This window comes from Chryseobacterium tongliaonense (assembly GCF_041224435.1).
GTDB lineage: Bacteria > Bacteroidota > Bacteroidia > Flavobacteriales > Weeksellaceae > Chryseobacterium > Chryseobacterium tongliaoense.
Genome location: NZ_JBGFFD010000001.1, coordinates 1 through 13,070, shown reverse-complemented (window position 1 = coordinate 13,070; position 13,070 = coordinate 1). Strand labels below are relative to the sequence as shown.

At 37.6% G+C, this 13,070-nt stretch carries 14 protein-coding genes; 8 read left to right on the top strand and 6 right to left on the bottom strand.

The window, feature by feature from the left end:
• Window positions 1-76: 76 nt before the first annotated feature.
• From AB8P06_RS00070 to serS, 8 genes are all read left to right on the top strand, one after another.
• Entirely contained in the window at window positions 77-1,027 is a 951-nt protein-coding gene (locus AB8P06_RS00070) for an MlaD family protein (protein WP_369836220.1), read from the top strand.
• Between the two features lie 8 nt (window positions 1,028-1,035).
• The gene (locus AB8P06_RS00065) at window positions 1,036-2,367 is read left to right on the top strand and encodes a 4Fe-4S dicluster domain-containing protein (protein WP_369836218.1); all 1,332 of its coding nucleotides are present in this window, start codon (window positions 1,036-1,038) and stop codon (window positions 2,365-2,367) included.
• A gap of 79 nt (window positions 2,368-2,446) precedes the next feature.
• A complete protein-coding gene (locus AB8P06_RS00060) occupies window positions 2,447-3,232 on the top strand; it encodes a (Fe-S)-binding protein (RefSeq protein WP_126652709.1) in 786 nt (261 codons plus the stop codon).
• Window positions 3,233-3,347: 115 nt separating this feature from the next.
• Window positions 3,348-3,836, top strand: coding sequence for a hypothetical protein (locus tag AB8P06_RS00055; RefSeq protein ID WP_369836215.1), 489 nt, complete (start codon window positions 3,348-3,350; stop codon window positions 3,834-3,836).
• Between the two features lie 6 nt (window positions 3,837-3,842).
• A complete protein-coding gene (locus tag AB8P06_RS00050; protein WP_369836212.1) occupies window positions 3,843-4,979 on the top strand; it encodes a glycosyltransferase in 1,137 nt (378 codons plus the stop codon).
• Window positions 4,976-6,220 carry an oligosaccharide flippase family protein gene (locus AB8P06_RS00045; protein ID WP_369836209.1) on the top strand — a complete coding sequence of 415 codons (1,245 nt, stop codon included), beginning with the start codon at window positions 4,976-4,978 and terminating at the stop codon, window positions 6,218-6,220. The genes AB8P06_RS00050 and AB8P06_RS00045 overlap by 4 nt, the downstream gene beginning before the upstream one ends.
• Window positions 6,221-6,242: 22 nt before the next feature.
• Entirely contained in the window at window positions 6,243-6,746 is a 504-nt protein-coding gene (locus AB8P06_RS00040; RefSeq protein WP_369836206.1) for a hypothetical protein, read from the top strand.
• Window positions 6,747-6,808: 62 nt separating this feature from the next.
• On the top strand, window positions 6,809-8,077 hold the full coding sequence (gene serS, locus AB8P06_RS00035) for a serine--tRNA ligase (RefSeq protein ID WP_369836203.1): 1,269 nt from the start codon (window positions 6,809-6,811) through the stop codon (window positions 8,075-8,077).
• 151 nt (window positions 8,078-8,228) lie between these two features.
• Here the strand turns inward: serS and AB8P06_RS00030 are convergent, their stop codons facing one another.
• The 6 genes from AB8P06_RS00030 to ccoO all read right to left on the bottom strand — a co-directional run.
• Window positions 8,229-8,996 carry a sulfite exporter TauE/SafE family protein gene (locus AB8P06_RS00030; protein ID WP_369836201.1) on the bottom strand — a complete coding sequence of 256 codons (768 nt, stop codon included), beginning with the start codon at window positions 8,994-8,996 and terminating at the stop codon, window positions 8,229-8,231.
• A complete protein-coding gene (locus AB8P06_RS00025) occupies window positions 8,987-9,439 on the bottom strand; it encodes a FixH family protein (RefSeq protein ID WP_369836198.1) in 453 nt (150 codons plus the stop codon). The genes AB8P06_RS00030 and AB8P06_RS00025 overlap by 10 nt, the downstream gene beginning before the upstream one ends.
• 9 nt (window positions 9,440-9,448) lie before the next feature.
• Window positions 9,449-10,903: a cytochrome c oxidase accessory protein CcoG gene (gene ccoG, locus AB8P06_RS00020; RefSeq protein ID WP_369836195.1), complete on the bottom strand. Its 1,455-nt coding sequence runs from the start codon at window positions 10,901-10,903 to the stop codon at window positions 9,449-9,451.
• Between the two features lie 99 nt (window positions 10,904-11,002).
• On the bottom strand, window positions 11,003-11,884 hold the full coding sequence (locus AB8P06_RS00015) for a cbb3-type cytochrome c oxidase N-terminal domain-containing protein (RefSeq protein WP_369836192.1): 882 nt from the start codon (window positions 11,882-11,884) through the stop codon (window positions 11,003-11,005).
• Window positions 11,885-11,894: 10 nt separating this feature from the next.
• Window positions 11,895-12,095, bottom strand: a complete 201-nt coding sequence (locus tag AB8P06_RS00010) for a cbb3-type cytochrome oxidase subunit 3 (RefSeq protein WP_007844173.1) — start codon at window positions 12,093-12,095, stop codon at window positions 11,895-11,897.
• Between the two features lie 18 nt (window positions 12,096-12,113).
• On the bottom strand, window positions 12,114-13,070 hold a 957-nt coding region (gene ccoO, locus AB8P06_RS00005; protein ID WP_369836190.1), incomplete at its 5' end, for a cytochrome-c oxidase, cbb3-type subunit II.

Here is a 13,070-nt window from a genome sequence, read left to right as displayed (position 1 = left end):
GTATTTAACACAGAGCAATAAAGAAAAGGATTAATTTAAAATGTATTATATTTGCTCATTAGAAAAAATTTAGCAAGTGAAGTTCAGTAAAGAATTAAAAGCTGGTGTAATCGCACTTTTAGCCATTGTAGGGTTTGTGCTGTTATTTCAATTCATGAAAGGCAGAAGTCTTTTTACTACCGATAATATATTTTACGCAAAATACGATAATGTTGAAGGTCTGGCGCAGTCTTCACCTGTTTCTATTAACGGGCTGAAAGTGGGGCAGGTTGACAAAATCATCCCTCAGACAACGAAAGAGGGAAAAATCAATTTTATTGTAAAAGTGACTGTTGATGATAATTTTGAATTCTCAAAAAATTCTACTCTTGAGATTTTTGAGCCGGGATTAATGTCCGGTAAAGAAATGAGAGTGAATCTTATGTACGGCGGGCCAACGGCAAAAGACGGTGATACCTTACAGGGAGCTTTCAAATTAGGAACATTGGGAAGCCTTTCGTCTCAGGTAGGTCCTGTTAAAGATCAGCTGCAAACTGTTTTATACAGAGTAGATTCTTTAATGGCCAATGCAAACCAGGTGGTGAATGCACAAAACAGAGAAGAGATCAGAGCATTGCTTGCCAATCTTAACAAAACCGTTGGAGCTCTGCAAACGACAGCAGGAAGCGTCAATAGTTTAGTGGGGCATAATGATCCTAAATTACAGAAAGTACTGGATGATGCAAGCCTTACCATGCAAAGCGGTAAAGTTACCTTAGATAAATACGGAAATCTTGCAGAAAGCATCGATACAAAACGATTGAATGCAACGATTGCCAATCTGGATGCTACCGTAGGAAAGCTTAATGAGGTTGTTGTAGGAATTAATAACGGGCAGGGAAGTTTAGGAAAACTGATGAAGGACGAACAGCTTTATAATAATCTGAATTCGGCATCTACCAATCTGAACTCTTTGATTGAGGATATGAAAGCCAATCCGAAAAGATACATCAACTTCTCCGTTTTTGGTAAAAACAATAAAGATTAATACACCTTATGCAATATATCGATAATATTATTTTTCTGATTTTATTAGTTGCCGGGTTTGGCCTGTTTGCGAAGAGCCTGCAAAAGATATATAGAAACATCAGATTAGGAAGAGAAATCAACCGTAGCGATAACAAATCAGAACGCTGGGAAACTATGGCACGTGTGGCTATGGGACAGAGCAAAATGGTGAAACGTCCTGTTGCAGGTATTCTGCACCTTTTTGTATACGTAGGATTTGTAATTATTAATATTGAACTTATTGAAATCATTGTTGATGGGATATTCGGGACTCACCGCTTTTTAGCTTCTATTTTCGGACATGGTTTTTATAACTTCTTTACCGCGACCTTAGAAATTTTAGCACTTCTGGTAGTAATCGGGGTTGTGGTATTCTTTATCAGAAGAAACTTTTATGGCGTTAAGAGATTAACGATGAAAGAACTTTTCGGGTGGCCGAAACATGATGCCAACTGGATCCTTATTATTGAATTTGCCTTAATGATGGCGTTCTTTAAAATGAATACGGCAGACTGGGTTCTTCAGCAAAGAGGATTGCTTCCCGAGCACGGAAGTTTCCCGATCAGTTCAACATTTTTAGCACCGATATTCAATAATTTTGGAGACAGCTTCTTATTCTTCACCGAAAAAGCGGCATGGTGGTTCCATTTTGTAGGAATCCTTTTCTTCATGAATTATCTTTATTATTCAAAGCATTTACATATTATTCTGGCTTTCCCGAGCACTTGGTTTGCCAATCTTGAGAAAAAAGGAAAATTCAACAACCTGGAATCCGTTACCAAGGAAATTAAACTGATGATGGACCCGAATGCAGATCCTTACGCAGCTCCGGCTGAAGGAGATGCCGCAGAAGTTCCTTCAAAATTTGGTGCGGAAGATGTTTTTGATCTGGATCAGGTTCAGTTGCTGAATGCCTATTCATGTACCGAGTGCGGAAGATGTACATCAGTATGTCCTGCCAATATCACGGGGAAAAAACTTTCACCAAGATTAATCCTGATGAAAACCAGAGACCGTCTGGAAGAAGTAGGAAGAAACATCGACAAAAACGGAAAATTTGTAGATGACGGTAAGAAATTACTGAACGATTATATTACCAAAGAAGAGCTTTGGGCGTGTACCACATGTAATGCCTGTACAGAAGCCTGTCCGGTATTATTAGACCCGCTTTCCATCATTTTTGAGATGAGAAGATTCCTGGTTATGGAGCAGTCTGCTGCACCTCAGGAATTAAACCTGATGATGACGAATGTGGAAAACAATGCTGCACCATGGCAGTATAATCAGGCAGACCGTCTGAACTGGGCCAAAGAAAATTAATGTAACAATGTAAAAATAATGTAACAATGTAGCAATCATTGGTAAACTGATACATTGGAGCATTGGTAAATTTGAAAAAATGGATTTCAATATAAAAACAATGGCAGAATATGCTGCCGAGGGAAAAGCACCCGAAGTTTTGTTTTGGGTTGGATGTGCGGGAAGTTTCGACGACCGTGCCAAAAAAATTACGAAAGCATTTTGCAAAATACTCAATAAAATAGGAGTTGAATTTGCTGTTTTAGGACAGGAAGAAAGCTGTACCGGTGACCCTGCAAAACGTGCAGGAAATGAATTTGTTTTCCAGATGATGGCATTAACGAATATCGAGGTTCTGAATGCTTATGAAGTGAAAAAAATTGTAACGGCCTGTCCACACTGTTTTAATACCCTTAAAAATGAATATCCGAGCCTTGGCGGGCATTTTGAAGTGGTACATCATACCCAGTTCCTTAAAACATTAATGGAAGAAGGAAGACTGAAAATTGAAGGTGGTGCTTTCAAAGGTAAAAAAATCACTTTCCACGATCCGTGTTATTTGGGACGTGCCAACAACGAGTACGAAGCACCGAGAATGTTACTTGAAAAGCTGGATGCAGAACTTGTGGAAATGAAGCGTTGCAAAACCAACGGTTTATGTTGCGGAGCCGGAGGAGCGCAGATGTTTAAGGAGCCTGAAAAAGGAAATAAAGACATCAACATCGAAAGAACGGAAGAAGCTTTGTCTTTTGAGCCTAAAGTGATCGCTACGGGCTGCCCGTTCTGTAACACGATGATGACAGACGGAGTGAAGCATTTCAATAAAAATACAGAAGTTGCCGTAAAAGATATTGTAGAACTTCTTGCTGAAGCAGAAGATTTATAAATCAAATACATTTAAAAATAGTAATGAAAACTCAGGATACTTTCCTGGGTTTTTGTTATTTATCCGAAGATAAAGTCAATTATAATTCTTAATTTTATACTTTAAATTTACAACAATGAAGATTGAAGAATCCAATATAGTAGAAACCAACGACTACAGAGTTATTATATATCCGGCATCAAGACCTTTTACAACAAAAGAGGCAAAAGTAATTACTGAGAAGTTATTTGACTTTTTAGCAGGTTGGGCAGCACACGGAAAACCGCTTTCATCATCTTTTAAGATTGAGAAAAATCAGTTTATTGTCGTGTGCGTGGATGAAGAGAAAGAAATGGCTTCAGGATGCAGCATTGATGCTTTAGGACAGATCATGAGAGCAATTGACCAGGAATATCAGTTAGGATTATTTGACAGGATGAAAGCGAGCTTTGTGGAAAACGGAGAAGTGAAAACCTTAAAGCTTCTTGATTTTAAAACAAAGATCAGGAATGGTGAGTTGTCAAAGGAGATTGAAGTTTTTGATTTTTCAAAAAACACTTATCTTGATTTCTTAAGTCATTTCCTGTTACCGTTTGGTAAAAGCTGGGCTGCTTCCATAATATAATTTCTGTTGAAAGTTCTCTTTATTTCCTCCTGGTTTCCGAATAAGCTGGAACCTACCAACGGCAATTTTGTACAACGTCATGCAGAAGCGGTCTCGTTGCTACATGATGTGGAAATTTTACATGCCATAGGAGATTTTAATCAAAAAGAGAAATTTATTTTTGATGATCAGGAGATCAACGGGTTAAGGACCCTTATTATTTATTATAAAAACTCCAAAAACCCGGCACTCAATTTTTTAATGCGGATGAAGGCTTATCAGCTGGGGTTTTCAAAGATGAATAAACCTGATCTGGTGCATGCTAACGTTCTTCACAATAATATGCTTTTTGCGGTTTATCTCAAAAAGAAATTTGGGATACCGTTTGTCGTTACCGAGCACTGGACGGCGTTTCAGGAAGAGAATTTGCATAAAACATCTTCCAACATTAAAAGAATAGCCAGGTATATTGCCCGAAATGCAGGCTATATCTTTCCGGTAAGCAATAACTTAAAAGAAAGTCTGAAATTACTGGGAATCACAACCCCAATGAAAGTCATTTCCAATGTTGTGGATACGGAAGTTTTTACCATTAAGCCTGGAGCTCAACATCAGGGATCAATCAGGTTTCTGCATGTCTCTAGCCTTATTCCACGTAAAAGACCGAAAGATATTATTAAAGCCGTTCATGCGCTGCACGAAAACGGATATCAGGTAAGCCTTGAAATTGGGGGAGACGGTGACACGGAATCTCTGATCGATCTGATTAAAGAAATTGGTGCCGAAGATTATATTAAAGTTTTTGGAATGATAAGCTATCAGGAAGTTGCTGAAAAAATGCAGAATTCAGATTATTTTATCCTGTTCAGTGAAAATGAAACCCAGGGATGCGTGATCCTTGAATCCTATGCCTGCGGAAAGCCTGTCATTTCAACAAAAGTGGGCGGAGCAGCAGAATTTATAATTGATGGTTTGGGAGTAGGAATTGAGAAAAACAATACAGATCAGCTGTACACTACCCTGGAAAATATTTGTAAAAACGGATATTCTTTCAAAGATGAAAACCAAATCAGGGAATTTGCTGTAGCAGGATATTCCAGAGAAGCAATTGCTAAACAGTTTACGGATATTTACCATCAGCTGGTTAAAACTCCTCTATCATGAAAAGTCTCAAAGATTTTTTAAGAAGTTTTTTTAATAATAGCGGGCATTATGTTTTCCTGTCTTTTCTCATTGCTAAAATATGCGGTTTTGCCGGTTCTTTGCTGATCATAAGATTATTGCCGGAAAAGGAATTCGGGATTTTAAGCATTGCCCTTTCCGTGGTTGCCATTTTTCTGCCCTTTACCGGTTTCGGAAGCAGCCAGAGTTTAATGCGGTACGGATCGATAGCTTCCTGCGAAGATGAAAAACAGAAGCTTTCCTCTTATTTTTTTTTCAAAGGCATCTTCTTTGAAATTATACTGCTGATCGTTTTTTTAACGATATCTGTATTCTATTTAAACAAATATGAAGATATCTTTTTAATATTCGTGTTCTGTACTATCAGGTTGGGAGGTTTTTATTTTGTCAATCATATCCAGTCGTTTTACAGAATTACAGCCAAAAACCAGACTTTTGCCCGAATAAGTAACGTTACCAATATCGGCGGGCTGTTACTGATTCTGATCCTTACTTATTTCTTTAAAATTTACGGCTATCTGATCGCTATTGCAGTTACTCCTTATCTTTCATTATTCTGGCTAAAGAAGGATATGTATTCGTTCTCAAAATTCATTCCGGGTCAATATAGAGAATACTGGCGTTACGGAATGTTTACAGCAGCTACTTCACTGATTTCGGATACCTTATTTTCTTTAGATATTTTATTGCTGGGGTTCTTTTCCAATGAAAGTATGGTGGCCAATTACAGGGTGGCAATCCTGATCCCTTCCAACATCACATTTTTAGCGATAAGCTTTATGCAGAGTGATTTCCCTGTTCTTTCAAAAAATTATCAGAATAAAAGCTTTTTAAAGTCTTATCTTATTAATTTTCACAAAATATTTCTGCCGGTCTGTGCCGGGATCTTTATATTCTTTTACCTTTTCAAAAGCCATATTTTGCAATTCTTTTTCGGAGAAACCTATATGGATAATACGACCTTATTCATGATCTTACTGATCGGTTTCAATCTGGGAATGCTTACCCGGAACCTGTACGGAAATCTTTTGCCTGCCGTAGGGAAAATAGAGATCAATACATGGATCGGCCTTGGATCTCTTATCCTTTTATCAGCTATGGCTTACATTCTGGTTCCTTTATACGGTGTTATCGGAATGGGGATTGCGATGAGCTCTACGATCCTGATTTCAGGGATTGCTTATCTTTGCTTTTTCTTTTTATATTTAAAAAAACTTTCTTGAGGATAAATACTATATTTGTTGTATGAAAAATATTTTTTGGGGATCACTGGTAATCTGTTTTGCATTTCTAAGCTGTAGAAATGACGACGATTCTATACAAAAAATAGATCAGATATTTAATCTGTACATGAAAAACAGCGCCGGACAGGATTTGCTGAACAGTAAAAAAGAAGGCTCTTACAGTAATATTACAATGAATGACATTAACGGGCTTTCGGATACAGCGCCGGTCAGTTTTTCATTAAAAGCTACGGCAGACTCCACGTTGTATATCGAATATATTGCGGGAGCGAGAAGAGTAACCCTGGATTCGATCAGCCCGGAAGACAGAACCTATGAATCGAGAATAACATTGGCACTTACCAAAAAGATAAACGAAACTACCAATGAGGTAACAAATGATGTGTTGAAGATTCAGTACCACTGGTCGCCCACGGCATTTGAGGTTTCCAAAGTCTTTTATAACAATGTTCAGGTATTTGTAAAAGAACCAAATACTCCCAATGTAGTTACGATCGTAAAATAATTTTTAAATTTGCAAAACTGTTAGCTTGATGCTGACATTCTAATAACTAACATCTAAATAAAATGTTACAAGTCAATTTTTTGCGCGACAACAAAGAACGCGTTTTAGAAGGTCTTAAGAAAAGGCAATTCAAAAATCTTGAATTGGTAGACGAGGCTATTGCTACCGATGAAGAGAGAAAAAAAATCCAGTTTGAATTGGATTCTCAACTTTCCGAAATCAATAAAATCTCCAAAGAAATCGGGCTTTTAATGAAAGAAGGTAAAAAAGAAGAAGCAGAATCCGCAAAATCTAAAACAGCACAGTACAAAGAGTCGAGCTCAGAATTGAAATCTCAGTTAGAAATTAAAGAAAAAGCTTTATTAGATATCCTGTATCAGCTTCCGAATATCCCGAATGATTTGGTGAAAAGCGGTGCTTCAGCAGATGATAATGAAATTGTATATCAATCTCATGATGTGGAAGGCCTTGGTGAAGGAGCGATCCCACATTGGGAACTTGCCAAAAAATATAACCTTATCGATTTTGAATTGGGTGTAAAAATTGCAGGTGCAGGTTTTCCGGTGTATTTAGGGAAAGGAGCAAGGTTGCAGAGAGCTTTGGTTCAGTATTTCTTAGATAAAAACGTTGATAAAGGATACACGGAAGTAAATCCGCCTCACGTTGTGAATGAAGCATCAGGATACGGAACGGGTCAGCTGCCTGATAAAGAAGGCCAGATGTATTACATTAATGAAGACAACCTTTATTTAATCCCGACTGCAGAGGTTCCGGTAACGAATTTATACCGTGATGTTTTATTGGAAGAAAAAGACCTTCCGATTAAAAATACGGCTTTCTCTCAGTGCTACAGAAGAGAAGCAGGAAGCTACGGAGCTCACGTAAGAGGATTAAACCGCCTTCACCAGTTTGAAAAAGTGGAAATCGTAAGACTTGAAAAACCGGAGAATTCTTATGCTGTCCTGGAAGAAATGGTAGAGCATATCAAAGAGATCTTAACTGATCTTGAACTTCCGTATAGAGTACTAAGACTTTGTGGTGGTGATACGGGTTTTGCTTCTGCAATGACATACGATTTTGAGGTATGGAGTGCTGCGCAGGAAATGTGGCTTGAAGTAAGTTCTGTTTCCAATTTTGAAACGTTTCAGTCTAACCGTTTAAAATGCCGTTATAAAACAGACGGTAAATCTCAGTTGGTACATACCTTAAACGGTTCTGCAATGGCTTTACCGAGAATCATGGCTGCATTGCTGGAGAATAACCAGACTGCAGAAGGAATTAAGCTTCCAAAGAAGATCGCGGAATATGCGAGATTTGATGTGATCAACTAAACATTATAAGTTTAATGACATAAAAAACCACCGGAAATTCCGGTGGTTTTATTTTATTCTGTTACGATCTTTATTTTCTTATCTGAAATTTTTCAGTTTAGCTTCTCAGCAGTAAAAAGAAGATGTATTTTGTCGTGGTAATGGTTTTGAATTAATGACAATTGACAGAGCCATGCCCGTGGGTACTGTGATCTCCGGGTAAGTGGCAGTCACCATTATTATCTTTGGAAATGGTCATTGCTTCAGCTCTCGGAGAAATGTAAGGAATTCCTAATTCAAGGCCCCGTACAATAAACAATCCACCCAGAATAATCATGATCACAGGAATTGCTTTTAGAACTTTGACCCTGAAAGCCTGATTCATCAGGTTTCCGACAAGAACTACCGCAAACATAAACGGAAGGGTTCCCAAACCGAATAAAGCCATATATAAAGCTCCCTGCCATATTCCTCCGCTTGCCAGGCTTGCCGTAAGAGCCATATAAACCATTCCGCAGGGTAGAAATCCATTAAGAATACCTGTTGTAAACCTTGACCGGTAATCTGCTTTTTGAAGCAGCTTTCCTAAATTTGATTTCACTGAAAACAAAAATTTAGAGAAGAACGGGATTTTTGAAGCAAAATCTTTTCCGCCAAAAGAAAATACAGCCATTATAATCAGCAAGACTCCAACGGCAATCGTCAGATATTGCTGAAAGCCTGCCATCTCAAACCCCTGGCCAATAATTCCCAAGATACCTCCTAAAAGGGAATAGGTGAAAATCCGCCCAAACTGATAGGTAAGATTCTGAAGATAGAAATTGGTAGCCTGTTTCTTCGTTAATCCCATCGACAAGGCAATAGGGCCACACATTCCGATACAATGAAAACCGGAAGCAAAGCCTAAGCCGATAGCCGATAAAATAAGTGCTATTTCCATATCACATCATAATCCATTCTGTAGTCTGTTTTGTCTTTCGTCCACATCAGTCGTAGAGTATAATTGCCCTGCTTCAATACTTTTGCAGGAATTAAAATAGATTGATTGGTATCCAGCTGCTCAGATTTTTTTATATCCAGGTTCTGGTCGTCGGTTCTGTTTAAAACAAATTTTACCGTTGTGTTTGAATTATTATAATCTTTAGGAAAACTAACTAATATTCCGTTTACATTCTGGCTGTAAACCGGTTTTTCCTGAAGGCTGTCTGCTCTTTTTTTAGCATCAATTACATCCTGGTACTGCAATTCTTCTTCATAATAATTATCGGTTACCATTTCAGAGTTTTTCTGCCCGTTCGGGAATAGAAACAGCATGGATAAAATAAAAGCTATGAATGCAAATAATGCGATTACTACACCGTGTCCCCAACTAAAGTTTTTCATTGCTAAAAATTAAAATTGTAATTTAAATGGTCCTTCAAAATAAGTCTGATAAGAATCTATCAGTTTCCCTTTCATATCATAAACGCCTATGGTAATATTCTGTTTAGATAGTTTCATTTCGTTTTCCGGGAAGCTGATATTAATGGTTCCTTTTGAAATTTTATCTCTTTCTACAGGTATTTTGCTTGAAGCGCTGTAAATAACTTCACCATGTACAGGCTCAATTACTTTGATGGTTACGATTTTCTTGTCGTTTGTTTTATTCAGGAAGGTGTAATTATAAGTATTGGTAATTTTACCGTCTCTTACAAAGAATGTGCTTCCTGCAGGTTTGATGAATTTGGCTTCCATCTCACCACGATTGTATAATAAAAATCCTAAGAATACCACCAATAAACCAAGAACGATTGCAAAACCTTTCATTCTTCCGGTAAACTTAAACTGAGTTTCTTTTTCAATCTCATTTTCAGAAGCATATCTGATCAGGCCTTTTGGAAGCCCTACTTTTTCCATGACTTCATCACAGGCATCGATACAGGCTGTACAGTTGATGCATTCAAGCTGCTGCCCGTCTCTGATATCAATTCCGGTAGGACAGACTACCACACATTGGTGACAATCGATACAATCTCCTTTTCCGGCTGCTTTTCTGTCTTCACCTTTTCTCCATTTAGATCTGTTTTCCCCTCTTTTGAAATCGTAGAAAACATTGATCGTGTCTTTGTCAATCAAGACTCCCTGTAATCTTCCGTATGGGCAGACCAATGTACAAACCTGCTCTCTGAACCACGCAAATACAAAGTAAAATGCTGCCGTAAAGAGAATCATGATGATAAAATTGGTGGGATGGGCAAACGGCCCTTCTGATATGATTTTAAATATTTCTTTATAACCTACAATATACATAAGCATAAAGTGAGTGATAATCAGGGAAATGATAATGTAAACCGTCCATTTCAAGCTTCTTTTCCAGATCTTTTCGCTGTTCCATTCCTGTCTGTCCAGTTTCATCTGCTTATTCCGGTCGCCTTCAATAAGGTATTCAATTTTACGGAAAATAGATTCCATAAAAATTGTCTGAGGGCATATCCACCCGCAGAAAATTCTTCCGAATGCAATCGTAAAAATGATAATGAATATTAAAGATGCGATGGCACCTAAGGTAAGAATGAAAAAGTCTTGTGGATAGAAAGGTTGTCCGAAGATAAAAAACTCCCTATCGATGACATTGAATAAAAAGAATGGGTTACCGTTGATCTTCAGGAAAGGAACGGTAAAATAAATAACCAGTAAAATATAGCTTACAATGTTTCTATAGTTGGTATATTTCCCTTTTGGTTTTCTTGGAAATACCCATTTTCTTTTTCCGGATTGCTCCATTGTCCCTATAGAATCTCTGTAAGTCTCAGGGTCCAGAACTTGCCCCTGTCCACCGCGTGCTTCTATTTCTTCTATTTCTGACATTTGTAATGTATTTAAAAAAAGAAAAACATAATTCGTTACTATTTTTATTCTAATAACAAATTATGTTTTTCATATGCTTTTAATTCTTTTTAAAATTAATTATTCTTTTTCCCAATGAGCTTCTGTTCCCTGAGGAGCTGCTCCACCCTGAGCCGGCGTTACCGGAGGTTGCTCCTGGTTGATGTGATACACATAAGCTGCAATCTTTTCAATCTCAGCACCTGAAACCTCTCCGTTTTTACCGAATGGCCTCATCGCGGGGTTAGTAGGAGAACCATTCCAGTCCATATGGAAAACGTTTTTGAATAAAGTTTTCTCAGGCTGGTTGATCCAGAAGTTATCCGTTAAGTTAGGTCCGATACCACCACTACCGTCTTCTTTGTGACAAGAGGCACAGTTTGTTTTAAATAATTCTTTTCCTTCTGCAATATTATCAGCTGAATATTTTGCTGTTTCAATTGTTACAGGCGGCTGGGTTTTTTGGTATTCTTCGATGCTTGCGATCTGCTCCTTATATTCTTTTTCATATTCGCTTAACGGATGCGCAAAATCTGTGAACGAGTAAGCCGCAACATAAACAATACAAAAAGCGGTCCCAAAATAGAACAAACCTACCCACCATTTTGGTAACTGGTTATCCAACTCCATAATCCCGTCGAAACCATGGTCGATAAGGATATCTTTTTCTTCTGTTTCAGATTGCTTTTTGAAAGCAGCATCATACATTCTTCTTAAAAAAGGAATCTTCTTTTCTGCTAAATAAGCTGCCTTTTCTTCTGCAGTAAGGCTTTTGAATTTATTATTTTCAATCAGATCTCCAATTGCACTGTGGATGTAAGCTAAAATAGCACTTATCACAACAGTACCCCAGAAATATGGTGAAGCTAAAAACGAGTAGCTTTGTACAAACAAATAATAAAAAACTATTAAAAGTCCAATTATTATTAAAATGTTTACAACAACCGGTGTTCTTTGTTTCATAATAAATAGTTTAATTTTTTAAATTAAAATCGTCTTCATCATCATCCCCCAGTGGTGCTTCTTCTTCTTCCTTGTAATATTTTTTAGGCCTGCTAAATACATATATTACCAAGGCTACGAAGAACAGCATAAAGAAAATCAGAGCCAGCGTCTGGTAAAAACCAGCGTTTTCTGTATTTGATAATATATCTTTAAAGTTCTGAGGAATCATGCGAACCTTTTAATGTTTTTAGTTATTACTTGCTGTTTTTATTTCCGTTGTTTTGATATCAGTACCTAGTCTCTGAAGGTAAGAAATAAGAGCTACGATTTCTTTTTTCTCTAATTCTCCTTTAGGTCTCTTAGCATAAGCATCTTTTAAGTCTGCCGCTTCAGAGAAGATATCTTTTACGATTTTCGCTGCCTGGTTATCTGCCCATTTATTAGCTGAATCGATCTGTGGTTTTGTGTACGGAACATCGAAAGTATTTTTCATTAATTCCATTTTAGAAACCATTTTAGATCTGTCTAAGTTGGTAGCGATCAGCCAAGGGTAACGAGGCATGATAGAACCTGCAGAAGTTGATCTCGGGTTATACATGTGCTTGTAATGCCAAGAACTTGGGTTTTTACCTCCTTCTCTATGTAAATCCGGCCCTGTTCTTTTTGATCCCCATAAGAATGGTCTGTCATAAACGAATTCCCCGGCTTTTGAATACTGCCCGTTTTTACCGTTAAATCTTACGATTTCATCTCTGAACGGTCTTACCATCTGAGAGTGACAAGCGTTACAACCTTCACGGATATAAATATCTCTACCTTCTAATTCAAGTGGTGAATAAGGCTTCACTGCTGAAATGGTAGGTACACTTTTCTTAAGAGAAAGGGTAGGAATAATCTCTACTGAACTACCGATTGATATGGTTAAGAATGATAAGATCCCTAATAATACCGGTGTTCTTTCCAACCAAAGGTGAGTTCCTTCACCTTCTTTTCTGTTTTTGCTGATGTTTGCTAAAGCCGGAGCTTCTGCAGGAACTTCTTTTTGGAATGATCCTTTTCTTACGGTAGCAACAACGTTAATGATCATTAGGATAGCCCCTGAAATATAGAAAGCTCCTCCCAGGAATCTCATTTTAAAGTAAGGAATGATTGCAGTTACGGTATCTAACCAGTTTTTCCACAATAAAGTTCCGTCCGGGTTGAA

What these genes read in the sequence shown, in the direction of transcription:
- AB8P06_RS00045 (WP_369836209.1), top strand. Translation starts at nt 4,976, where the DNA reads ATGAAAAGTCTCAAAGATTTTTTAAGAAGTTTTTTTAATAATAGCGGG.
- AB8P06_RS00065 (WP_369836218.1), top strand. Translation starts at nt 1,036, where the DNA reads ATGCAATATATCGATAATATTATTTTTCTGATTTTATTAGTTGCCGGG.
- AB8P06_RS00010 (WP_007844173.1), bottom strand. Translation starts at nt 12,095, where the DNA reads ATGATTCCTCAGAACTTTAAAGATATATTATCAAATACAGAAAACGCT.
- ccoG (WP_369836195.1), bottom strand. Translation starts at nt 10,903, where the DNA reads ATGTCAGAAATAGAAGAAATAGAAGCACGCGGTGGACAGGGGCAAGTT.
- serS (WP_369836203.1), top strand. Translation starts at nt 6,809, where the DNA reads ATGTTACAAGTCAATTTTTTGCGCGACAACAAAGAACGCGTTTTAGAA.
- AB8P06_RS00040 (WP_369836206.1), top strand. Translation starts at nt 6,243, where the DNA reads ATGAAAAATATTTTTTGGGGATCACTGGTAATCTGTTTTGCATTTCTA.
- AB8P06_RS00030 (WP_369836201.1), bottom strand. Translation starts at nt 8,996, where the DNA reads ATGGAAATAGCACTTATTTTATCGGCTATCGGCTTAGGCTTTGCTTCC.
- AB8P06_RS00060 (WP_126652709.1), top strand. Translation starts at nt 2,447, where the DNA reads ATGGATTTCAATATAAAAACAATGGCAGAATATGCTGCCGAGGGAAAA.
- AB8P06_RS00055 (WP_369836215.1), top strand. Translation starts at nt 3,348, where the DNA reads ATGAAGATTGAAGAATCCAATATAGTAGAAACCAACGACTACAGAGTT.
- AB8P06_RS00015 (WP_369836192.1), bottom strand. Translation starts at nt 11,884, where the DNA reads ATGAAACAAAGAACACCGGTTGTTGTAAACATTTTAATAATAATTGGA.
- AB8P06_RS00025 (WP_369836198.1), bottom strand. Translation starts at nt 9,439, where the DNA reads ATGAAAAACTTTAGTTGGGGACACGGTGTAGTAATCGCATTATTTGCA.